Source organism: Flavonifractor sp. An112, assembly GCF_002161085.1.
Taxonomy (GTDB): domain Bacteria; phylum Bacillota; class Clostridia; order Oscillospirales; family Oscillospiraceae; genus Flavonifractor; species Flavonifractor avicola.
Genome location: NZ_NFLU01000003.1, coordinates 158,451 through 180,924, shown reverse-complemented (window position 1 = coordinate 180,924; position 22,474 = coordinate 158,451). Strand labels below are relative to the sequence as shown.

17 protein-coding genes and 1 tRNA gene are annotated in these 22,474 nt (G+C 60.6%); 11 read left to right on the top strand and 7 right to left on the bottom strand.

Annotated features, from left to right (window positions below; translation table 11 throughout):
- Positions 1-12: 12 nt before the first annotated feature.
- The 5 genes from dnaK (at position 13) to rpiB (ending at position 6,758) form a co-directional block, all read left to right on the top strand.
- A complete protein-coding gene (gene dnaK, locus B5E56_RS03935; protein ID WP_087388736.1) occupies positions 13-1,872 on the top strand; it encodes a molecular chaperone DnaK in 1,860 nt (619 codons plus the stop codon).
- A 137-nt stretch (positions 1,873-2,009) separates the two neighbouring features.
- Positions 2,010-3,173: a molecular chaperone DnaJ gene (gene dnaJ, locus B5E56_RS03930; RefSeq protein ID WP_087388735.1), complete on the top strand. Its 1,164-nt coding sequence runs from the start codon at positions 2,010-2,012 to the stop codon at positions 3,171-3,173.
- Between the two features lie 56 nt (positions 3,174-3,229).
- Positions 3,230-5,350, top strand: coding sequence for a phospholipid carrier-dependent glycosyltransferase (locus tag B5E56_RS03925; protein ID WP_087388734.1), 2,121 nt, complete (start codon positions 3,230-3,232; stop codon positions 5,348-5,350).
- 177 nt (positions 5,351-5,527) lie between these two features.
- A complete protein-coding gene (locus tag B5E56_RS03920) occupies positions 5,528-6,319 on the top strand; it encodes a histidinol-phosphatase HisJ family protein (protein ID WP_087388733.1) in 792 nt (263 codons plus the stop codon).
- A gap of 13 nt (positions 6,320-6,332) precedes the next feature.
- Positions 6,333-6,758 (top strand): ribose 5-phosphate isomerase B, encoded by a 426-nt coding sequence (gene rpiB / locus B5E56_RS03915; RefSeq protein WP_087188855.1) that lies wholly within the window; start codon positions 6,333-6,335, stop codon positions 6,756-6,758.
- A 46-nt stretch (positions 6,759-6,804) separates the two neighbouring features.
- On the opposite strand, the gene B5E56_RS03910 is transcribed toward rpiB, so the two are convergent.
- The 6 genes from B5E56_RS03910 to B5E56_RS03885 form a co-directional block, all read right to left on the bottom strand.
- Entirely contained in the window at positions 6,805-7,959 is a 1,155-nt protein-coding gene (locus B5E56_RS03910) for an amidohydrolase (protein WP_087388732.1), read from the bottom strand.
- Positions 7,960-8,132: 173 nt separating this feature from the next.
- Complete coding sequence (locus B5E56_RS03905) at positions 8,133-9,377, bottom strand: S1C family serine protease (RefSeq protein ID WP_087388731.1); 1,245 nt, start codon at positions 9,375-9,377, stop codon at positions 8,133-8,135.
- Between the two features lie 15 nt (positions 9,378-9,392).
- Positions 9,393-10,850, bottom strand: a complete 1,458-nt coding sequence (locus B5E56_RS03900; protein ID WP_087388730.1) for a sensor histidine kinase — start codon at positions 10,848-10,850, stop codon at positions 9,393-9,395.
- A complete protein-coding gene (locus tag B5E56_RS03895; protein WP_087188851.1) occupies positions 10,847-11,542 on the bottom strand; it encodes a response regulator transcription factor in 696 nt (231 codons plus the stop codon). The genes B5E56_RS03900 and B5E56_RS03895 overlap by 4 nt, the downstream gene beginning before the upstream one ends.
- Before the next feature lie 394 nt (positions 11,543-11,936).
- The gene (locus B5E56_RS03890; RefSeq protein WP_087188850.1) at positions 11,937-13,112 is read right to left on the bottom strand and encodes a cation diffusion facilitator family transporter; all 1,176 of its coding nucleotides are present in this window, start codon (positions 13,110-13,112) and stop codon (positions 11,937-11,939) included.
- A gap of 138 nt (positions 13,113-13,250) precedes the next feature.
- On the bottom strand, positions 13,251-14,042 hold the full coding sequence (locus B5E56_RS03885; RefSeq protein WP_087188849.1) for a sensor histidine kinase: 792 nt from the start codon (positions 14,040-14,042) through the stop codon (positions 13,251-13,253).
- A gap of 259 nt (positions 14,043-14,301) precedes the next feature.
- On the opposite strand from B5E56_RS03885, the gene gap reads away from it, so the two are divergent.
- Positions 14,302-15,315, top strand: a complete 1,014-nt coding sequence (gene gap, locus B5E56_RS03880; RefSeq protein ID WP_087388729.1) for a type I glyceraldehyde-3-phosphate dehydrogenase — start codon at positions 14,302-14,304, stop codon at positions 15,313-15,315.
- A 78-nt stretch (positions 15,316-15,393) separates the two neighbouring features.
- Here the strand turns inward: gap and B5E56_RS03875 are convergent, their stop codons facing one another.
- Positions 15,394-16,233 (bottom strand): pyridoxamine kinase, encoded by an 840-nt coding sequence (locus tag B5E56_RS03875; RefSeq protein WP_087388728.1) that lies wholly within the window; start codon positions 16,231-16,233, stop codon positions 15,394-15,396.
- A gap of 121 nt (positions 16,234-16,354) precedes the next feature.
- Between B5E56_RS03875 and B5E56_RS03870 the strand changes: the two genes are divergently transcribed.
- The 5 genes from B5E56_RS03870 to B5E56_RS03850 all read left to right on the top strand — a co-directional run bounded on the left by B5E56_RS03870 (position 16,355) and on the right by B5E56_RS03850 (position 22,470).
- Positions 16,355-16,439, top strand: a tRNA-Leu gene (locus tag B5E56_RS03870).
- A gap of 74 nt (positions 16,440-16,513) precedes the next feature.
- Complete coding sequence (locus B5E56_RS03865) at positions 16,514-17,815, top strand: M18 family aminopeptidase (RefSeq protein WP_087388727.1); 1,302 nt, start codon at positions 16,514-16,516, stop codon at positions 17,813-17,815.
- 175 nt (positions 17,816-17,990) lie between these two features.
- Complete coding sequence (locus tag B5E56_RS03860) at positions 17,991-18,692, top strand: ABC transporter ATP-binding protein (protein ID WP_087188845.1); 702 nt, start codon at positions 17,991-17,993, stop codon at positions 18,690-18,692.
- A gap of 1 nt (position 18,693) precedes the next feature.
- Positions 18,694-21,003, top strand: coding sequence for an ABC transporter permease (locus B5E56_RS03855; RefSeq protein WP_087388726.1), 2,310 nt, complete (start codon positions 18,694-18,696; stop codon positions 21,001-21,003).
- An 18-nt stretch (positions 21,004-21,021) separates the two neighbouring features.
- A complete protein-coding gene (locus B5E56_RS03850) occupies positions 21,022-22,470 on the top strand; it encodes an HlyD family efflux transporter periplasmic adaptor subunit (RefSeq protein WP_087388725.1) in 1,449 nt (482 codons plus the stop codon).
- The last annotated feature ends 4 nt before the right edge of the window (positions 22,471-22,474 follow it).

Below are 22,474 nucleotides of genomic sequence, written 5' to 3'. Positions count from 1 at the left end.
GAGGAATTGATTATGTCTAAGATTATCGGTATCGACCTCGGTACGACCAACTCTTGTGTTGCTGTTATGGAGGGCGGCGAGGCCGTCGTCATCGCCAACGCCGAAGGCAACCGCACCACCCCCTCTGTGGTGGCCTTCTCCAAGGACGGCGAGCGTATGGTGGGCCAGGTGGCCAAGCGCCAGGCCATCACCAACCCCGACCGCACCATCTCTTCCATCAAGCGTGAGATGGGCTCCAACTACAAGGTGAACGTGGACGGCAAGGCCTACACTCCGCAGGAGATCTCCGCCATGATCCTGCAGAAGCTGAAGGCGGACGCCGAGGCCTATCTGGGCCAGCCTGTGACCGAGGCCGTCATCACCGTTCCCGCTTACTTCACCGACGCTCAGCGTCAGGCCACCAAGGACGCCGGCCGCATCGCCGGTCTGGACGTGAAGCGTATCATCAATGAGCCCACCGCCGCGGCTCTGGCCTACGGCGTGGATAAGGAGACCGATCAGAAGATCATGGTCTACGACCTGGGCGGCGGCACCTTCGATGTGTCCGTGCTGGAGGTCGGCGACGGCGTCATCGAGGTGCTGGCTACCGCCGGTAACAACCGTCTGGGCGGCGATGACTTCGATAAGGCCGTCATGGACTGGATGGCTGCTGAGTTCAAGAAGGACTCCGGTATCGACCTGACCGGCGATAAGGTCGCCATGCAGCGCCTGAAGGAGGCTGCCGAGAAGGCCAAGATCGAGCTGTCCGGCGTCACCTCCACCAACATCAACCTGCCCTATATCACCGCTGACGCCACCGGCCCCAAGCACCTGGATCTGACTCTGACCCGGGCCAAGTTCGATCAGCTAACCGCTCACCTGGTTGAGGCCACTGCCGGCCCCGTACGTCAGGCCATGAGCGACGCCGGCCTCAGCTCCGGCGACATCTCCAAGGTGCTGCTGGTGGGCGGCTCCAGCCGTATCCCCGCCGTGCAGGACATGGTCAAGAAGCTGACCGGCAAGGAAGGCTTCAAGGGCATTAACCCCGACGAGTGCGTGGCTATCGGCGCTGCCCTGCAGGGCGGCGTGCTGGTGGGCGACGTGAAGGGCCTGCTGCTGCTGGACGTGACTCCTCTGTCCCTGGGCATTGAGACCATGGGCGGCGTCATGACCAAGCTCATCGAGCGCAACACCACCATCCCCGCCAAGAAGAGCCAGGTGTTCACCACCGCCGCCGACAACCAGACCTCCGTTGAGGTCCACGTGCTGCAGGGCGAGCGTGAGATGGCTCAGTACAACAAGACCCTGGGCCGCTTCAACCTGGACGGCATTGCTCCCGCCCGCCGCGGCGTGCCTCAGATCGAGGTTACCTTCGACATCGACGCCAACGGCATCGTGAATGTGTCCGCCAAGGATCTGGGCACCGGCAAGGAGCAGCACATCACCATCACCTCCTCCACCAATATGTCCAAGGAGGACATCGACAAGGCCGTCAAGGAGGCCGAGCAGTTTGCCGCCGAGGACGCCAAGCGTAAGGAAGAGGTGGATGTCCGCAACCAGGCCGACCAGGTGATCTACCAGACCGAGAAGGCTCTGGAGGACGCCAAGGACAAGATCGACGCCAACGACAAGGCCACTGTGGAGGCCGCCATCAACAAGCTGAAGGACGCCATGAAGGGCACCGACATCGAGGCCATCAAGTCCGCCACCGAGGAGGCCTCCAAGGCTTTCTACCCCATCGCTGAGAAGATGTATCAGCAGGCCAATCCCCAGGGCGGTCAGGCCGGCCCCGACATGGGCGGCGCCAACTTCGGCGGCCAGGCCGGCGGCACCAACACCGACCCCAACGTGGTGGACGCCGACTATCAGGTCGTGGACGACGATCAGAAGTAATTAAACAGGAAAACACCGCGGGCGGGGGCTTGTCCCCCGCCTGTGTGGCGTTCCGTTTTCTCCCAAACGGTGGATCGTGGAGAGCTGCTTTCACACTTCACTTTCCACGCTCCACTCTGAAACAGAGGTGAACACCAATGCCTGAACAGAAACGAGATTATTACGAAGTCCTGGGCGTAGCCAAAACCGCCAGCGAGGACGAGCTGAAAAAGGCCTACCGCAAGCTGGCCAAGAAGTACCACCCCGACCTGAACCCCGGCGACAAGGACGCCGAGGCCAAGTTCAAGGAGGTCAATGAGGCCTATGAGGTCCTCTCCGACAAAGAGAAGCGGGCCAAGTACGACCAGTTCGGCCACGCCGGCGTAGACCCCAACTTCGGGGCCGGCGGCTTCAACGGCGGCGGCTTCGGCGGCTTCGATATGGGCGATATCGACCTGGGCGATATTTTCGGCTCCTTCTTCGGCGGCGGCTTCGGCGGAGGCAGTTCCAGCCGCCGGAACAACGGGCCCATGAAGGGCGAGACCCTGCGGGCCTCGGTCACCATCAGCTTTGAGGAGGCCGCCTTCGGCTGCGAGAAGGAGATCACCCTCAACCGCACCGAGAGCTGCGACACCTGTAAGGGGACCGGCTGCGCCCCCGGCACCACGGCGGAGGTCTGTCCCGACTGCCACGGCAGCGGCACCATCCGCATCCAGCGGGGCGGCGGCGCCTTTACCTTCGCCACCACCACCACCTGCCCCAAGTGCGGCGGCAAGGGCAAGATCATCCATCAGCCCTGTAAGGACTGCGGCGGTACCGGCAATGTGCGCAAGCAGCGCAAGCTGACCGTCAGCATCCCCGCCGGCATCGACAACGGCCAGGCCGTCTCCCTCCGGGGCCAGGGCGGCGCGGGCCGCAACGGCGGTCCCGCCGGCGATCTGCTCATCAGCGTCACCGTCCGTCCCCACGCCTTCTTCAAGCGGGACGGCACCTCGGTGTTCCTGGAGCACCCGGTCACCTTCCTGCAGGCCACCCTGGGCGCCGAGCTGGAAATTCCCACCATCGACGGCAAGGTGAAGTGGAACCTGCCCGCCGGGACCCAGCCGGGCACCACCTTCCGCCTGCGGGGCAAGGGCATTCCCTCGGTCAACGGACGGGGCCGGGGCGATCAGTACGTCACTGTCAGTGTGCAGGTTCCCACCAACCTGACCCGTGAACAGAAGGAGGCGTTGCGTGCCTATGGCGAAGCCATGGGCGAGATTCCACCCAGTCCGGCGGACGGCGTGAAATCTTTCTTTGACAAACGCAAGAAGAAGAAATAAAATAGGAGGACGAGTACACCATACTCGTCCTCTTATTTTGTCTGTGAGGTGCTCCTATGGGACCCGTTCAATACCTTGTATATCTTTTTCCCATTCTGACCATCGCGGCGCTGCTGGGTTTCTTTCTGTGGTACGCCCAGACCATGCGGGCCCCTCTGGCCCAGCAGCTGGCCCCTCTGCCGGAAAAGCGGCCCTTTACCTTTGCCGGACGGCGGCATCCCCTGGTGAAACGGGATGCTATCCCCATGGTGCTCATCACCATCGCCTATGCCGTTACCGCCTTCTTCAATCTGGGCTCCACCACCGGCCCCCAGAACCCCTGGGACTTCGGCAGCGGCAAGGCGGAGACCTTCCTGATCCAGGAGGACGAGGTGATGGTCTCCAAGCTGTGGTACTTCTGCGGGCTTGGTACCGGCAAGTACCAGGTGGAGATCTCCACCGACGGGGTGAACTGGCTCTCCCTGTGGCAGCGCAAGGACAACGCCGACGACCCCGACGAGGTTACCGGCTACTACTGGGCCGACGGTACCGGTTTCGGCGCCAGCTACGCCATGACCCAGAACTACAACCAGCTGTTCAAGTGGAACGAAATCACCTTTGACAACCCTCAGTATATCCGCTACCTGCGCATTACTGGCCAGGCCAACAAGGGCCTGCTGGAGTTGGACGAGCTGGCCCTCTTCGATGAAAACGGAGACCGTATCTGGCTCAGCGACAGCACCAACCCCCTCTTTGACGAGGCGGACACGGTGCCGGAGACCATCTCCTTCGAGAATTCCGCCTATTTTGATGAGATCTACCACCCCCGCACCGCCTACGAGCACCTGCGGGGTATCGAGCCCTATGAAATCTCCCACCCGCCCCTGGGCAAGCTCATCATGAGCGTGGGCATCGCCCTGTTCGGCATGGTGCCCTTCGGCTGGCGGTTCATGGGCACCCTCTTCGGGGTGGCCATGGTGCCTCTGCTCTATCTGTTTTTGAAGAATCTCTTCGGCCGCACCTCCATTGCCACCTGCGGCACCATTTTGCTGGCAGTGGACTTTATGCACCTGACTCAGACCAGGCTGGCCACCATCGATACCTACGCTTTCTTCTTCATCCTTTTGATGTACTACTTTATGTACCGGTATCTGACCCTGCCTGACGGTGCCTCCTTCAAGCAGTGCGCCCTGCCCCTCTTCCTGTCGGGGCTGTTCTGGGGCATCGGTGCTGCCTCCAAATGGACGGTAATCTACGGCTGCACCGGACTGGTGGCTCTCTATTTCATCGGTCTGGTGGTCAAACTGCGCCGCTGGCCGGAAGAATCCCGCCAGGAGCGGACAGGCTGGACGGTGAAAATCCTGGCCTTCTCTGTGCTGGTCTTTGCGGTCATTCCCGCCATCATCTATGTTCTGTCCTACCTGCCCTACGCCGCGGCCTCCGGGGACCTGTCCCTGGGGAACCTGCTCAGCGAGATGTGGGAGAACCAGAAGTATATGCTCTCCTACCACAACGGTGTTACCTCTTCCCACCCCTACTCCTCCCGGTGGTACGAGTGGCTGGTCAATGCCCGGCCCATCCTGTACTACATGGACAACTCCGTGGCCGGAGTCACCACCCGCTTTGCCGCCTTCCTCAATCCTGTGGTCTGTTGGGGCGGCCTGGTGGCCATGCTGGTGTGCGCCGCCCAGGCTTTCCGCCCCCTGTGGGCCAAGCTGACCTTCTTTGGCCTCTCCGGACTGGGGGGAGCAGCCTCTGCAGCCTGGGTCACCGGTGTTTTTGACTCGGAGACCGATACCCAGACCCGCCTGCTCTGTCTGGTGCTTATTGTAGCCCTGCTGGCCCTCTATCTGGTCCTGGGCTGGTTTGTCAGCCGCACCTTCCGGCAATCCTCTCCCATTGCATTGTTTATTCTCATCGGTTATCTGGCCCAGCTGGTGCCCTGGTTCTTCATTGGCCGTATCACCTTCGCCTACCACTACTTCCCCTCGGTGCTCTTCCTCATCCTGGCCCTGTGCTATGTATTCTACACCCTGTCCAAGAAGGAAGAGATGGTCCGTTGGAAACCGGCCATGTACGCCGTCACCGGCGGCGCAGCGGCGCTGTATGCGCTGTTTTACCCAGCGCTGGTGGGCATCACTTATCCCAGCTGGTATGGAACCTGCATTCTGAAGTGGTTCCCCGCCTGGCCCTTCTAAATGCCAGTCCAGGGGGTATCCCATACCCCCTGGATACAAATCCGCCGCGCCGCAAGCGGCACAGCGGATTTGATACCCCCGGTTTCGCGCCCTGTGGCGCGGGTCGTGGTATGTTTGGGAGAAATGAATTCCCCCAAACATGGATTTTCACATTGCTGCTCTGGAGGCAATTCAATTATGTACCTGACCGACTATCACACCCACACCAAGCTTTCCCCCGACGGCAGCGTGCCCCTGGCCGATATGGCCGATGCCGCTGTGGCTGCGGGGCTGAATGAGCTGTGCGTCACCGACCACTGCGACCTGCTGGAGCTCTACGGAGAGCCGGTAGACCACTACGACTGGCCCCCCGCCTTGGAGCAGTACGCCGCCGTAGCTCCCCGTTACGCCGGTAAGCTGACCATCCGCCTGGGCCTGGAGTTCGGCATGGCCCACTTGAATCCGGAAGTCAGCCGCGCCATCCTGGACCGTCCCGAGTTGGATTTCGTACTGGGTTCCATCCATAATCTCTGCCCTGAAAAGGGTGGCACCGATTTCTACTATGTGGACTACCCCGATCCCGCTGCCTGCTACGCCGCCCTGGATGACTACTTCTCTTCCATGGCAAAGCTGGCAGTCACCGATTTCTACGACGTGCTCAGCCACATCATCTACCCCCTGCGCTACATGGATCACCCCATCTCCCTGGACCGCTACCACGATGTGCTGGACGGTATCTTCCGTGCGGCGGCGGAGCGTGGCCGGGGCATTGAGATCAACACTTGGCGGGGCCGCACTCTGAAGGAGTGGCTGCCGGTACTCAAGCAGTTCAAGGCCTGCGGCGGCGAGATCGTCACCATCGGCTCTGACGCACACACCACTGACGGGGTGGGCAAGGGCTGTGAGCAGGCCTGCCAGTTGCTGGCGGAGGCGGGCTTCCGCTATCTGGCCACCTACGAGAAGCGCAAACCTGTGTTCCACACACTGTAAGGAGGATGTTATTATGATCGCACTGGGTTCTGACCACGGAGGACTGGCCCTCAAGCGCCACGTCATGGACTATCTGGACCAGCACCAGCTGGCCTACAAGGATTACGGCTGCTACACATCCGACAGCTGCGACTATCCCGACTTCGGCCGGGCGGCGGCTGAGGCGGTGGCCTCCGGCGAATGTGACCGGGGCATCGTCATCTGCACCACCGGTATCGGCATCTCCATCGCCGCCAACAAGGTGAAGGGCATTCGCTGCGCCCTGTGCAGCGAGCCTCTGTCCGCCGAGATGACCCGCCGGCACAACAACGCCAATATGCTGGCTATGGGCGGCGGTCTTATTGGCAACAACATGGCCGACAAGATTTTGGATGCCTTCCTCAATACTGAGTTTGAGGGCGGCCGCCACCAGCGCCGGGTGGACAAGCTGGAGCCCTGACCATTACCGCAAAAAAGGCGCGCCCTGCGGCGCGCCTTTTTGCTGCTTATTTGACCTGTTTTCCCTCCAGGAACACGGCCTGGACCTTACCATTCCAGTCAAAGGGATGGCCCTGGGTGACCACGATATCAGCGTCCTTGCCGGGGGTCAGGGTACCCACCCGATGGCCGATGCCGGCGATCTCAGCCGGGTTGCGGGTGATGGCCGCCAGAGCCTCCTCCTCCGCCATGCCACCTCGCACCGCCATGGCGGCGCACAGGGGCAGGTACTGGATGGGGGTCTCCGGGTGGTCGGTACAGATGGCCACCCGTACCCCAGCTTTGGCCAGCAGGGCCGGGTTGGCCAGGGTCTGGCCCACCAGCTCCGGCTTGGAGCGGTCGGTGAGGCAGGGGCCGGTAATCACCGCAGCCCCCTCAGCGGCCAGCAGGTCGGAGATCTTGTAGCCCTCGGTACCGTGGACAATGACGTACTTCAGGCCGAACTCCCGGCTGAGCCGTACCGCCGTGGCGATATCATCCGCACGGTGGGCGTGGAAGTGGGCGGGCACCTCCCCCTTCAGCACCGGCAGCAGAGCCTCCAGCTTGGCGTCATAGTCAGGCATATCGGTATCCGGGTCCTCCGAGGCCTTGTCCTGCTTGTCCTGATATTCCATGGCCTTGGACAGCTCCTCCCGAATCAGGGCGGCTGTGGCCATGCGGGTCACCGGGGTCTCCTTCCGGTCGTTGTATACCGACTTCGGGTTCTCCCCCAGAGCAAATTTCATAGCCGCCGGGGCTTTCACCACCATCTCATCCACCCAACGGCCGTCGGTTTTCAGGGCCAGGAACTGTCCGGCGATGGGATTGGCGGAACCGGGGCCGGTGAGCACCGTGGTGACGCCCCCCTCCCTGGCCTCCTGAAAGCACCGGTCCAGAGGATTCACCCCGTCGATGGCCCGCAGTTGGGGGGTGCAGGGGTCGGTGGACTCGTTGCCGTCGTCCGCTTCAAACCCCAGGGAGTCTCCAAACAGGCCCAGGTGGCAGTGGACGTCAATAAAGCCGGGCAGGATGTGCCCTCCCCGGGCATCCATCGCCCCCTCTGCGACGGCGGTCAGCTCCTCCATGGGTCCCACCGCCGTGATCTTTCCATCCTCAAAGGCCACATAACCCCGCTGGATCACCGGCCCATCCATGGGGTGGACCACCCCGTTGACAATCATCATCTTCTTTCCGACCCCTTTCGTCAAATCTTTTGTTTGACATTTTTGGTAATTTATAGTATATTGTATTCACAGCTCACAGGAAGGACAAGTGCGATCCACGTCACCATTCAATCCATTCTTCTGTGTAATATTGGGCGTCTCCTAACGGAGACGCCCGTTTTTTCTGTCTTTGTTCAGGGAACATACTGTTCCATCAGGGTCACATCCCGCTCCAGGTATCCGCCGCTGCGCCACAGGCGGAAGTGGATCACATCGCCCGCTTCCATGCCTTCCTTCAATGCCAGCAGCTCCTCAATGGTGGTGATGCTCTGTCCATTGGCCTCCACGATCACGTCGCCGGGAAAAACACCCTGCTTTTTGGCGTCGGAGTTCTGCTGTACACTTTTCACATAGACCCCCAGCGGCAGGTCATATTCCTCCGCCATCTCTTCGGTAACTGTGTAGCAGGTGATACCGATGGAAGGCTCCCCGCTGACGTAGCCCTGGCGGATGAGATCGTCCACCACCGTCTTGACGGTAGTAGTGGGGATGGCAAAGCCCAGACCCTCCACCGTATCGTCATAGGCGGACATCTTCATATTGGTGATCCCCACCACCTGGCCGTATTCATTGATGAGGGCGCCTCCCGAATTGCCCGAGTTGAGGGCGGCGGTGGTCTGGATGAGCACCATACTGTACCCGTCCACATCCACATCCCGGTTGATGGCGGAGATGATGCCGTCGGTCATGGTGCCCCGCAGCTCCTGGCCCAGGGGATTGCCGATGGCAACCACCGTATCCCCCACCTGCAGCTCGTCGGAATTGCCGAACACAGCAGGATGCAGGTTCTGCGCGTCGATCTTGAGCACGGCCAGATCGGTGGGCACATCCATCCCCACCAGCAGAGCCTCATAGCTGCTGTCGTCCTGGAGAACCACTTCCACGGAACTGCAGCCCTCGATGACGTGGGTATTGGTAATAATGTAGCCGTCGGCAGACAGCACCACACCGGTGCCGAAGGAGTAGGACGTCCCCGCGTCGCCCCAGATGGACACGATGGACTGGATGTTTTCCTGGTAGATGGTCTGGAGCGTATGGGCCTGCGTCTGAGGCTGGGGCGTCAACGTCAGGGTCACATCGTCCCCCAAGGGGGCCCGCTCCACGGTGGTCTCTCCGGCCTCCTCGTCCTCCCAATCCCAGGTATCGCCCCAGTCATAGGGGGTGTTTTCGGGGGATTTATCACCAGAGTGGAATAAATCCTCCCGGGGGGACAGGGAATCACCCACCCAGCGCAGCACTACCGCCGCGACCAGCAGCAGAGCCAGGGCGCAGCAGAAGAGCACCACAGCCTTCCCCGGCCCTCTCCGGCCCGGACGCCGCCGGCGGCCCTGGTCCTCCGGCGGATAGACCCGGTTCTGGTCGTAATAGTAGCCGTGCATGGCTCCCTCCTGTCCTTATGCCAGGGTCAACGTAAAGTTGAACTCGGTCACACCGTCCTGGCTGGTCACTGTAATATTTTCCTTGTGGTTGTTCAGAATGGTCTTGACGATATACAGGCCCAGGCCCACGCCTTCCCGGTCCACACTGCGGGATTTATCGCTCTTGTGGAACCGGTCGAAAATCATGGCCAGCTCATCCGGCGGGATGGTCTGCCCGGTGTTGCGTACCGCCACATGGGCCTTTCCGCCTTTGGTGGTGATGGAGATGCCCATGGTGCTCCCTTCATTGGAGAACTTGATGGCGTTATCCAGCAGGTTATAGCACACCTGAGTGATGGCGTCCGGATCGCCCCACACCATCACCGCCCCGTCGGGCAGCTGGGTGTCCACATCCAGATGCCGGGCATTGATCTTGGTCTCCAGGCTCACCAGCACCCGCAGCATGATCTCGGAGACGTCAAACTGCTCCTGGGCAGTGACATTTTCCGCCGACTGGAGCCGGGACAGGTCCAGCATTCGCCGCACCAGCCGGGACAGGCGCCGGGTCTCGGAGGAGATGGTCTGGAGGGCAGCCCGCTCCCGCTCCGGCGGGATGGTGCCATCCAGAATGCCGTCGGAAAAGCCGGCGATGGTAGTCATGGGGGTCTTTAACTCATGGGAGATGTTGGCCACAAACTCGGACCGCCGCTCCTCACTCTTGGAGATGGAGTCGGCCATGGCATTAAAGGCCTCGGCCAGCTCTCCCACCTCGTCCCGCCGGTCCTCATAGCCCTTGACCCGCAGCTCATACTCGCCGTGGCCAAACTTTCTGGCGATCTCGGCGATCTCCTTCAACGGTTTGGTCTGCTTGAGAGAGGTCACAGAGCTGGTCAGGAAGGCAATGCACAGCACCACCACCGCGGTAAAGAAGAAGATGGTGGTAAACGCCCGCCACAGTTCGGTGAGGCTGGAGGCCTCCGCCGCCACATAGGCCACACCCACCATGGTCTTGACCACCTGGCCGCTGCTGCGGTCCAGTGTCTCCACCACAATGGGCGTACCGGCCACATAGCGCTTTTCAGAGAAGAACCCGCCCAGGGTGCTCATGCCGGTATATCCCCCAGACTGGGTCACCTGCTCCACTATGGTGCGGGGCAGATAGCGCCCGCCCAGGGTGTTGTAGCCCTGAACCGTTACGCCGTCGGTGGATACCACCATCTCGCCATCCGCCTCCGTGATGAGTACCACGGCGTCGGAGATCTGGGCGATGGTGGCGATCATGGTAATGTAGACGTCATCCTCCACACCCAGCCCCAGAGCCCGGGACTTGGACGTGAAGTTGGCCACATAGTCGGCGTTGCGCTCCATGGATTCTTTGGTCTGACGGATGGTGTACTGATAGGACAGGGTAAAGAACGCCACACCCAACAGAGCAAAGGACACCAGGATCATACCGGCTGTCAGGATAAACTGCCGCTTATACAGGCTTCTCATGAGGCCGTCACAACCTCGAATTTATATCCTACGCCCCACACGGTCTTGAGGCTCCACTGGCTGCTGACGCCCTCCAGCTTCTCCCGCAGGCGCTTGATGTGTACGTCCACGGTGCGGGAGTCTCCGAAGTAATCGAAGCCCCACACCTCATCCAGCAGCTGGTTGCGGGTAAACACCCGGTTGGGGGAGGCAGCCAGATGGTACAAAAGCTCCAGCTCCTTGGGGGGCGTGTCCACCCGCTTGCCGTCCACCAGCAGCTCATAGGAATCCAGGTTGATGACCAGCTTGTCAAAGGAGAGTTTCTTCTCTCCCCCTCCGTTTTCGTCACCGCCGAACCGGCGCATCACCGCGTGGATGCGGGCCAGCACTTCCTTCATCTCAAAGGGCTTGACAATGTAATCGTCGGCGCCCCCCTCCAGGCCCGCCACCTTGTCCTGGGTCTCGCCCTTGGCGGTGAGCATGATCACGGGGGTCTTGTCATTCTCCCGGATCTTTTTCAGCACCGACCAGCCGTCCATAACGGGCAGCATAATGTCCAGCAGAACCAGGTCAGGCCGGAAGGAGCGGAACAGTTCCACACCCTTGCCGCCGTCGCCGGCTACCGCTGTTTCGAACCCCTCCTTCTCCAGATAGAGATGGAGCAGTTCAGCAATGTTGGAGTCGTCTTCCACGATGAGGACTTTCTTGGCCATAGTACACCGTCCTTTTCAGACTAATCAAATGGTATTCTTCCGGTATGTGCGTTTATACCTGGGCGTCTGTGTCACACTTAACCTTATTATAATGCGTAATGAACAGAGCCGGAAGGCTTGAAAGCCAAATCTTTCAGGGCCAAATAGTTTTGTTCAGGTGCAAGGTTTTTGGACAAAGTTATCCAAAAAACCTTGCACCTTCCATTGGTGCGTCTCAACGCACCAATGGAAATACGCATTATAACAATGGCTGAATTTCATAAAATCGGCTCCCTTGAGCCGTTTTATGGAATTACGCGGCTACAGCCGCGGGAATAAACCGATTTTCGGTTTATTCATCAGACATTATTATACACGTTTCCCCACAGTGGGGGTGAACAATTTGTAAATCGCCTTATCTTGCCCCCACATAGGACCGATCCAGTTGGAGCACCACATAGCAGCCGGGCACCACCTGCTCTGCCGCCTCGGTAATGCGTCTGCGAATCTCCTCATCGCTGAGACGGCAGCGGTGGGGGACCACCACATCAAAGATCAGATTGGAGTGTCGGGGACCACGGGTCAGGCGGAAGTCGTGGATGCTCATATCTGGGTCGATCTCCCGGACCAGCTCGCTCACCTGCTCCCGCAGACGGGCTACCTCACTGTCTCCGGTAGCAATGGGGTCCATGTGGGCGGTGGTCTCAATGCCGAATTTCTCCTGGATCTCCCGCTCGATGTGATCGATGGCATCGTGGGCCTCCATGATGTCGTCTCCCTCCGGCACCTCGGCGTGGAAGGAGCACATCCGACGGCCCGGTCCGTAGTCATGGATCACCAGATCGTGCATCCCCACCACCTGCTCGTGGGACAGAACCAGCTGCTGGATGGCCTTCACCAGCTCCGGGTCGGGGGCGGTGCCCAGCAGGGGATTCAGGGTATCCTTGGCGGCGCCCCAGCCGGCCCGCAGGATAAAGACTGCCACCACCACGCCGATCCAGCCGTCAATGCTCACATGAGCAAAGTGACCGATGAGGGTGCCTGCCAGCACGGCGGAGGTGGCCACCACATCAGACAGGGAGTCGGTGGCGGTGGCCTGCATGGCCGCCGAGTGGATACGCTTGCCCAGCTTCCGGTTGAAAAGACTCATCCACAGCTTGATCAGGATAGAGCAGACCAGAATACCCACCGACAGGATGGAAAAGGCCACTTCCTCCGGCTGGATGATCTTCTCAATGGAGGTCTTGCCCAGCTCCACACCTACCATTAATATCAGCAGGGACACCAGCAGTCCCGCCAGATACTCAATGCGGCCGTGGCCAAAGGGGTGGCCGTCATCAGCCTTCTGCCCCGCCAGCTTGAAGCCCACCAGGGTCACCACTGAGGAACCTGCGTCGGACAGGTTGTTGAAGGCGTCGGCAGTGACAGCGATGGAGCCGGTGACCACGCCGGCAAAAAACTTGCCCAGCGACAGCAGCAGGTTGAGGAAAATACCCACTCCGCCGGACAGTACACCGTAGCGCTCCCGCACCGCCGGGTCCTGTACCTGCTGATAATCTCGTACAAAATGCCGGACCAGAAAATCCGTCATATACGCTCACTCCAAACCAAAAAACAAGATTCTTATTATTATCCCACGGAAGGCCGGTAACGTCAAGTTCCATACCGCTTTCCTGGGAATAGAAAAAGAGCGCTGCGCCAAGCGCCGCGCTCTTTTTTCATTTGTATCTTACTCCAGGTCAGCGGGTAAAAAAGCCTCGTAGGGCAATACGGCGGACAGCTCCACCATCAGATCGGAGAAACCACCCGACCGATCCCAGTCTGTCCGCGGGGTACGCAGCACCGCGCCCCCCTCCGGCGGCCGGATGGGCAGAGAGACCACCGCCCGGGACCCCCGGTCCTCCCGCTGCTCAAATACGATAGCCCCGCCGTGGAGGGCGGCGATCCGCCGGGCCACCCGCAGGCCAAGGCCCAGGCCGTCGGGCCGGTGGAGCAGCTCCTGCTCTTTCTCCTCCTCCGGCGGCAGCAATCCGGGGCCGTCGTCCCACACGGTAAGCACCGCCCGGTCCTGGCGCACCGCCAGGCGCAGTCCGGTATGCCCCCCTTTTCCGGCCGCCCGAAAGGCATTGGAAATGAGGCCCAGCAGCATCCGCCGCAGCTGGGGGCCGTCCCCGGTGGTGATGAGACTGCCCCGCTCCTCCTCATAAGAGAACTCCAGGCCCGCCTGTCCCGCCAGGGAAGCCACCTGCTCTCCAAGGCCGCGGCACAGCCCGGCAAGGTCCAGACTGGTCCGGGTCACTGTCAATTCGTCCTCCGGCAGCTGGAGATATTCCAGATTGCCCAGCATCCGCATCATGCGGTACATACTCTGGTGGAGGATGGCCAGGTAGGGCTCACATTGGCGCCCTCCCTTCTCCTGTACCACCGGCGTCAGCAGCTGCACCGCCGCCGCCAGATTGTTCATCTGCTCCCGGAACTGCTCCACCAGCAGCAGCCCCAGATCCTCGGAAACAGGCTCCATGGGCCTCCCTCCTCCTCTCAGCTCCCAAAACACGGTAAAGTCAAAGTCAGTATAGCAAATATTTTGTCGAATCTCAAGGAATACGGTCGTATTACATCGAAACCGCCACGTTTACCGATAACCGCCATATAAATTTATACAGTTTCCCCAGTAAGTTTTGCATTTTTCCTCTTTTCATTCCCGGCAGATTAGTCTATAATGTAGTCGCGCCAAAGAAAGATGTATTAAGAGGCTATTTAGAACAAAGGAGAGATTCACTATGAGCATTAAAGTGGGTATTAACGGTTTTGGCCGTATCGGCCGTCTGGTGTTCCGCGCCGGCATCAACCGCTCTGACATCGAGTTCGTGGGTATCAACGATCCCTTCATGACCCCCGACTACATGGCTTATATGCTCCGTTACGATACCATGCACGGTCAGTTCGACGGCACCATCGAGTACACCGATGACGCCATCATTGTCAACGGCAAGACCGTGAAGTTCTTTGCCTGCATGGACCCCAAGGACATTCCCTGGGGCGAGGTGGGCGCTGAGTACGTCGTGGAGTCCACCGGCGTGTTCCTGACCCAGGAGAAGGCCCAGGCTCACATTGACGCCGGTGCCAAGAAGGTCGTTATGTCCGCTCCTTCCAAGGACTCCACCCCCATGTTCGTGATGGGCGTCAACCACAACACCTACACTTCCGACATGAAGTTCGTGTCCAACGCCTCCTGCACCACCAACTGCCTGGCTCCCATCGCCAAGGTGCTGCATGACAACTGGGGCATCACCGATGGTCTGATGACCACCGTTCACTCCACCACCGCTACCCAGAAGACCGTCGACGGCCCCTCCAAGAAGGACTGGCGTGGTGGCCGCGCTGCTGCCGGCAACATCATCCCCTCCTCCACCGGCGCCGCCAAGGCCGTGGGCAAGGTTATCCCCGAGCTGAACGGCAAGCTGACCGGTATGTCCATGCGTGTTCCCACCCTGGACGTGTCCGTTGTTGACCTGACTGTCAACCTGGCCAAGCCCGCCAAGTACGACGAGATCTGCGCCGCCATGAAGGCCGCTTCCGAGGGTGAGCTGAAGGGCATTCTGGGCTACACCGAGGACGCCGTTGTCTCCTCCGACTTCCTGGGTGATCCCCGCACCTCCATCTTCGATGCCGGCGCCGGTATCGCTCTGACCGACACCTTCGTGAAGGTGGTCTCCTGGTACGACAACGAGTGGGGTTACTCCAACAAGGTCCTGGACCTCATTGCTCATATGTATTCCGTGGACCACAAGTAAGTTACTTGAATCCAAAAAAGGGACGCTGCATCAGCAGCGTCCCTTTTTTATGTTTATCTCTCTGATATTAGGCGGCGTTTACACCAGTTCCTTCAGCAGGGGCTCAAACTGAACCCCCTCCAGAGGCGGGGTACCCACCTCCAGGGTGCAAGCCACGCAGCGCTGGACAAAGTCCACCGCCTGCCGCACCGATCCGGGCAGCTCGTCTCCCCGCATCAGCGCCCCCAGCAGCACGCTGGCAAAGAGGTCACCGGTGCCGGGGAAATGGGCGGGCTCCTGGTGGGCCATGGCAAAGCCGGTGGTGCCGGTGATGCGGTCAAAATAGCCCGCACCAATCTGTCCCTCCGTCAGGCTCACACCGGTGAGCACCACCGAACGTTTGCCGTCTAGACTCAGCCGCTCCAACCAGTTCCGGATGCCCGTCTCCTCCGTGGGACGGTTGGCGTAGTCCTCGTCCAGCAGCAGGGCGGCCTCGGTCCAGTTGGGGGTGATGCAGTCGGCCTGGTCAGCCAGCTGACGCATTTTAGCGCACAGGTCTGGGGTACAGGTGCGGTAGGGCTTGCCGTGGTCTCCCATCACCGGGTCCACCAGCACCCGGGTGTGTTCTCCCCGGAACTGCTGATAGAATCTCTCAATGATCCGGATCTGGTCCGCTGAACCCAGGAAACCGCTGTAGATGGCGTCAAAGGTCACGCCCAGCTCGGCCCAATGGGCTGTGGTCCCCTCCATCTGGCCGGTCAGGTCCAGAAAGGTGGCTTTATCGCTGGGCGGGAAGGCGGTATGGGCAGAGAGGCTGGCGGTAAGCAGGGGGCAGCACTGGCTGCCCATAGCGGACAGCACCGGCAGCACCACCGTCAATGAGCAGCGGCCAAAGCCCGAAATATCCTGTATGGCAGCAATCCGGGGTGCAATTTCCATGGTATGGTTCCTCCTTTGGGCTGCATATGCCATTTCATTATAATGCCTTCCTGTCCCTGCCGCAACCCCCTGTCGGAATTGACATTTTCCCTCACGGATGCTAAACTAGTGGACACAACAGGCGGGCATGATGGAATTGGTAGACATGCGAGATTTAGGTTCTCGTGCTTCACGGCGTTGGGGTTCGAGTCCCCATGCCCGCACCACGCTGCCGCGGACGTTGCCACGTTCGCGGCTTTTTATCATATCTTTGGATCTTTCACCCAGGAGGTTACCAAATATGGATACCCTGCATCAACTGATGAATTTTATTTCCCGCAGCCCCAGCCCCTACCACGCCGTGGGCAGCGCCGCCGCCCTGCTGGAGGAGGCCGGCTTCACTCGCCTGGAGGAGTGCGCGTCCTGGACCCTGGAGTGGGGCAAAGGCTATTACACCACCCGCAACCAGAGCAGCCTCATCGCCTTCCGGCTGCCTAAAACCGCTCTCACCGGCTGGCGGATGACTGCCGCCCACAGCGACTCCCCCACCTTTTATATTAAGGGCGACGTGCTGGAGGGGGACAAGCGCTACCTCCGCCTGTCTGCTGAGGGCTACGGCGGCATGAACTGCGCCTCCTGGCTGGACCGGCCCCTCACTGTGGCAGGCCGGGCCATTGTCAAAACCGCCCAGGGCGTGGAGAGCCGTCTGGTCTACCTGGACCGGGACCTGCTCACCATCCCCAGCCTGGCCATCCATCAGCAGCGGGATGTGAACCGGGGCCATGACTACAACGCCCAGAAGGATATGCAGCCCCTGTACGGCCTGGCGGGCAGCCCCTCCCTCACCCATCTGGTGGCCCAGGAGCTGAACGTGAATCCCGAGGACATTCTCTCTAACGATCTCACCCTCTGCCCCCGGCAGCAGCCAGTGGTGCTGGGCCCCGCCGGGGAGCTGTTCCAGGCCCCCCGCATTGACGATCTGGGCTGCGCCTACGCCACCCTGGAGGGCCTGCTCACCGCCGCCCCTCAGGACAAGCTGGGTCAGGTCTACTGTCTTTTTGACAACGAGGAGGTGGGCAGCGGCACCCGGCAGGGAGCCCTCAGCTCCTTCCTGCCCGATGTGCTCTCCCGCATTGCCCATGTCCTGAAGCTGGACGACCAGCAGGTGCGGCAGGCTCTGACCGGCAGTATGCTCCTCAGCGCCGACAATGGCCACGCCGTCCACCCCAACTTCACCGAGAAGGCCGATCCCGCCAACAAGGTCTACCCCAACGGCGGCGTGGTCATCAAGCTGTCCGCCAACCAGAAATACACCACCACCGGCCTCACCGCCGGTCTGTTCAAAGCCGTCTGCCAGCAGGCCGGAGTGCCGGTGCAGATCTTTGCCAACCGGGCCGACGAGCCCGGCGGCTCCACCCTGGGCAATCTGCTCAGCCAGGCCGTCAGCATCCCCATGGTGGACATCGGCATGGCCCAGCTGGCCATGCACTCTGCCGTGGAGACCGCCGGCAGTCAGGACCCGGCCTATATGGCCAAAGCCTGCGCCGCCTTCTTCCAGGCCGGCTTTGCGCCCATCGCCGACGGCATCTATCAATTTGCATAATACCAAATCATCTGCGGTTACTTCGGAAACCGCAGATGATTTTTTATTCAGCCTTTCCCCCAGGGATTGAGAAAGCAAATATGCCGTGTTATAATATAGCATAATAGCACAAATAATTTCTCTAATTCCACCGATATCCGTATTTTTTAACCAATTTCAGGGAGGTGTCGTCCCTATGGCAGGCGTTCGGCTGGAGCACGTGTCCCGGGAATATATCATGGGCAAAACGGTGATCAAAGCGGTGGACGACATCAGCTTTACCATCCCCGAGGGCAAATACACCATTATTCTGGGGGCTAGCGGCGCCGGTAAATCCACGGTCCTCAACATTTTGGGCGGCATGGACTCCCCCACCGGCGGCAAGGTCTTTGTCAACGAGAAAGAGATCTCCGGGTTCAACAAGAAGCAGCTCACCCAGTACCGCCGGGAGAGCATCGGCTTTGTGTTCCAGTTCTACAACCTGATGCCTAACCTGACCGTGGAGGAAAATGTGGAACTGGCCAGCCAGATCTGCCCCAACCCTCTGGACACTCGGGAGGTACTGCGTATGGTGGGTCTGGACGAGCGGCGGCGGAATTTCCCCGCCCAGTGCTCCGGCGGCGAGCAGCAGCGGGGCGCCATCGCCCGTGCCCTGGCCAAAAATCCCGATGTGCTGCTGTGCGACGAGCCCACCGGTGCCCTGGATTATGTGACAGGCAAATCCATCCTGGCCCTGCTGTACGACCTGTGCAAGCAGAGCAAAAAGACGGTGGTAGTGGTCACCCACAACGGCGCTCTGGCTCCTACCGCCGACGTACTGATCCGCATGAAGAGCGGCAAGATCGAATCCTTTGAAGAGAATCCCAACCCGGTGCCCGTACAGGAACTGGAGTGGTAGCATGATCTGGAAAAACTTTTTCCGCGACCTGCGGCGCACCGCCTCCCGGCTGATCTCGGTGAGCATCATCACCATGATCGCCGTGGTGGTGTATACCGGCCTCAGCGGCATCATTTACAATGTAGACCGGCTGATGGGCGACTACTACGACACCCAAAATGTGGCCGATTACTGGATCTCCGGTGCCGGCCTGGATCAGGGGGACTGCCGGGATCTGTCGTCCATTGCGGGCATTACCGGTGTGCAGCCCCGGGTGGTGCTGGATGCCGAGGACCGCTATGACAGCGATCTGACCCTCACCCTCTACGGTGTGGCCAATTTTTCCATCAATACTCCTTATATTGTGGAAGGCTCCCTGCCCCAAAACAGCCGGGAAATCTTCCTCAGCGACCAGTACGCAGCCGCCCACGGTCTGGAGGTGGGTGACTGGTACGAGATCACCCTCACCGGCCTTGGAATCCACCTGCGGCTCCAGATCTGCGGTGTGGGCAAGGACCCGGAATGCCTCTACAACATCAACGCCACCAATCCCTCCCCCGACTTGTCCCGTTTCGCCTTCGCCTATGTGGACGAGGAGGTCCTCAGCGGGGTGATGGGAGCCAATCAATATACCCAGATCTGTATCACCACCGCCGATGACATTCCCGCCTCTGCCATCCGGGAAGCCATCGATGATGCGCTGGGCAACAAAGTGGTCAACATCCTGGCGCTGAAGGACAACCAGCCCGCCTACTCCCTGATGGAAGGCAAAGACAACCTGGTACCCATCCTCACCTTCTTCCCCACCCTGTTTTTCCTGTGCGCGGTGCTGATGATGGTGAGCACCATGAACCGACTCATTGAAAATGCCCGTATGGACATTGGTACCTTCAAGGCGCTGGGCTATGATGACCGCACGATCATGATCTACTACCTGCTCCACGCCCTATTGGTGGTCATCGTGGGCTTTCCCATTGGCGCGTTGCTGGGCAAATACATCTCCCAGCTTATCGTGTGGACCATTGCCACCGGCTGCGACCTGCCCCCCTACACCATTGTCCACGATTTCTCCGCCTGGGGCCAGGCGGCAGGTCTTACCGCCCTGTGCTGCCTGGGCAGCGCCTGGCTGGTGGCCCGCTCCCTGTTAAAGGAAAGTCCCGCCCAGTGTATGCGCCCCAAGCCCCCCAAAAACGCCAAGACCGTTCTGTTGGAACGGGTGGGTCCTCTGTGGCGGCGGCTGGGCTTTAACAGCAAGTACATCATCCGCAACACCTTCCGCAACAAGGTGCGGATGCTCACCTGTGTGGTGGGTATCGCCTTCTGCATGGCCCTGGTGTTCATGGCCTTTGCCATCAAGGACTCCATGGATGCCTACTCCGATGCCCTGGCCAAAAATCAAAACAAGTATGACGTAATGGCCAGTCTGAACAGCTCAGTCACCGAGGCCCAGTACAGCCGGTTGACCAACGCCCCCGGCGTCACCGGGGCAGAACTGGAGATGACCACCGCCTGTTGGATGTATACCGACGATCAGCGGACCACCTCCACTTTGACGGTGACCGAGGATACCGTCTCCCTTCACCTGTATGATCCCTATGCCACCGGGTCCCTCACCCTGCCGGAGGACGGGGTTGTGCTGGAAAAGCTGCTGGCTGACGATCTGGGGGTGGAGGAGGGCGATATCATTACCCTTCGTTTTACCGGCGACAACCATTACTACAGGTTAAGGGTCGCAGAGATCAACCGGTGCGTCAGCGGCGCCTATATCAGCCGCAGTCTGTGGCGGGAGCTGGGCAAGTCCTATACGCCCACCACCGCCTATCTCACCACCCAGGATGCCGCCGCACTGGAAACAGAACTGGACCGGTACGACTTTGTGGACGGCTGGCAGAGCCGGGAGGCAGTGACTGCTGCCGCGGTGGAGAAGATGACCAACACCTCCATGGTGGTGTACATCCTCATTCTGTTTGGCGGCGGGCTGGCCTGCATCGTCATCTATAACTTAGGCATCATGAGCTTCTATGAACAGATCCGCAGCCTGGCCACTCTGATGGTTCTGGGCTTCTACGAAAAAGAGATCAAGAAATTGCAGCTGAGCGAAAACCTGATTTTCGCCGGGGCCGGTATCCTGTGCGGCATTCCTCTGGGCATTGCCCTGGATCGGTTCCTGATCCTCTCCATCACCGCCATGCCTCTGGAGGTGATCATCACCCCCATGGCCATCGGCCTGTCATGCGCGGTCACCATGATCTTCGCCCTGGGCGTCAATGTGATCATCGGGCGAAAAATGCGGGAGATCGATATGCTGGGCGCACTGAAAAGCGTGGAATAGCACACGGGGGTGTTTCTTATGAAAGTTGTGTATTGGCGGCGGGGCACGGCTCTTCTGTCTGTGCTGGGCCTGCTTCTGCTAAGCGGCTGCTCCGGCTCCGGCCAGGACGAGTATCGCACCGTCCAGCCTGATACCGGCCCGGTGGAGTACCGGGTGGAGGATACCGGCACTGTGACCTATGCCGACAACTATACCATCGTCCCCACTGTCAGCGGTACCGTGACGGAGTGTACCTTCCAGGAGGGGGACACCGTAACGGCAGGTCAGACCCTGTACACCATTGACTCCGATGCCCTGGAGGATCAGATCGTCCAGGCCCAGCTGTCGGTGGACAGCGCCCAGGCATCCCTCAGCCAGGCCCAGGCCGCCTGCGCCGACCTGACGGTGGTCTCCCACGCCTCCGGCTCGGTGACGGCGGTGAACGTCCATGTGGGCGATATGATCTCCGCCGGCACACCGGTGGCCCAGGTGGTGGACAGCCTCAATCTGAAGCTCACCGTCCCCTTCTCTCTGGAGGATGCCGCCGCCCTTACCCCGGGCAGCGCCGCGGTGATCTCCTTCCCCGGCATGGCGGACACCCTCACCGGCACGGTGGTGCGGGTGTATGACACGCCGGTGGCCCTCAGCGGCAGCCGCACCGGCGTCAACGTGGAGTTCTCCTTCCGCAATCCCGGCACCCTGGCCAGCGGCGCCTCCGCCATGGCGTCGGTCAATGGCGTACAGTGCATGGAGGCGGGAACCATCGCCTACGCCACCGAGCAGGCCATCTACTCTGCCCAGTCCGGCCAGGTGCTTACCCTGTCCATCCAGGAGGGGGAGAGCGTCACCGCCGGCCAGACCATTCTCACCCTGAAAAACGACAGTCTCACCAACGCGGTGACCAACGCCTCTCTCCAGGTCCGCTCCGCCCAGACCTCCCTCTCCCAGCTCATGGACCAGCGGGAGGACTACACCATCACCGCTCCGGCGGACGGGGTCATCCTCTCCCGCACTTTCAAGGAAGGGGATCTGGCCTCCGCCGGCAGCCCCATGGCGGTGCTGGCCCAGCCTGAAGCCCTGTGCGTCCACGCCAGTATTGACGAGCAGTACATCGACCGGGTGGGTACCGGCCAGAGCGTATCCATCACCTTCACCACCGACACCGGGGAGCAGCGCACCTACACCGGCTCGGTGCGGCGGGTGGAGGACACCGGCGTCACCTCCGGCGGCGTCACCGACTACACCGTGGAGATCGCCCTGGACAACACCGACGGCCTGCGGGACGGCATGAACGTGTCGGTGTCCATTCTCACCGAGGGGAAGGAGAATTGCCTCCGTGTGCCCGTCAAGGCGGTGGACGGCGACACCGTCCAGGTGCTGCGCAAAGGCAAGACCGAGACCGTCACCGTGGAGACCGGTCTCTGGGGCAGCGACTATGTGGAGATCCTGTCCGGGATCACGGAGGAGGACACCATCGTGCTTCCGTAAACAG

Bases quoted from the DNA above. Each gene is read 5' to 3' on its own strand.
- B5E56_RS03925 (WP_087388734.1), top strand. From the start codon at position 3,230: ATGGGACCCGTTCAATACCTTGTATATCTTTTTCCCATTCTGACCATC.
- B5E56_RS03890 (WP_087188850.1), bottom strand. From the start codon at position 13,112: ATGACGGATTTTCTGGTCCGGCATTTTGTACGAGATTATCAGCAGGTA.
- rpiB (WP_087188855.1), top strand. From the start codon at position 6,333: ATGATCGCACTGGGTTCTGACCACGGAGGACTGGCCCTCAAGCGCCAC.
- dnaJ (WP_087388735.1), top strand. From the start codon at position 2,010: ATGCCTGAACAGAAACGAGATTATTACGAAGTCCTGGGCGTAGCCAAA.
- B5E56_RS03895 (WP_087188851.1), bottom strand. From the start codon at position 11,542: ATGGCCAAGAAAGTCCTCATCGTGGAAGACGACTCCAACATTGCTGAA.
- B5E56_RS03855 (WP_087388726.1), top strand. From the start codon at position 18,694: ATGATCTGGAAAAACTTTTTCCGCGACCTGCGGCGCACCGCCTCCCGG.
- B5E56_RS03875 (WP_087388728.1), bottom strand. From the start codon at position 16,233: ATGGAAATTGCACCCCGGATTGCTGCCATACAGGATATTTCGGGCTTT.
- B5E56_RS03860 (WP_087188845.1), top strand. From the start codon at position 17,991: ATGGCAGGCGTTCGGCTGGAGCACGTGTCCCGGGAATATATCATGGGC.
- B5E56_RS03920 (WP_087388733.1), top strand. From the start codon at position 5,528: ATGTACCTGACCGACTATCACACCCACACCAAGCTTTCCCCCGACGGC.
- B5E56_RS03885 (WP_087188849.1), bottom strand. From the start codon at position 14,042: ATGGAGCCTGTTTCCGAGGATCTGGGGCTGCTGCTGGTGGAGCAGTTC.
- dnaK (WP_087388736.1), top strand. From the start codon at position 13: ATGTCTAAGATTATCGGTATCGACCTCGGTACGACCAACTCTTGTGTT.
- gap (WP_087388729.1), top strand. From the start codon at position 14,302: ATGAGCATTAAAGTGGGTATTAACGGTTTTGGCCGTATCGGCCGTCTG.
- B5E56_RS03905 (WP_087388731.1), bottom strand. From the start codon at position 9,377: ATGCACGGCTACTATTACGACCAGAACCGGGTCTATCCGCCGGAGGAC.
- B5E56_RS03850 (WP_087388725.1), top strand. From the start codon at position 21,022: ATGAAAGTTGTGTATTGGCGGCGGGGCACGGCTCTTCTGTCTGTGCTG.
- B5E56_RS03910 (WP_087388732.1), bottom strand. From the start codon at position 7,959: ATGATGATTGTCAACGGGGTGGTCCACCCCATGGATGGGCCGGTGATC.
- B5E56_RS03865 (WP_087388727.1), top strand. From the start codon at position 16,514: ATGGATACCCTGCATCAACTGATGAATTTTATTTCCCGCAGCCCCAGC.
- B5E56_RS03900 (WP_087388730.1), bottom strand. From the start codon at position 10,850: ATGAGAAGCCTGTATAAGCGGCAGTTTATCCTGACAGCCGGTATGATC.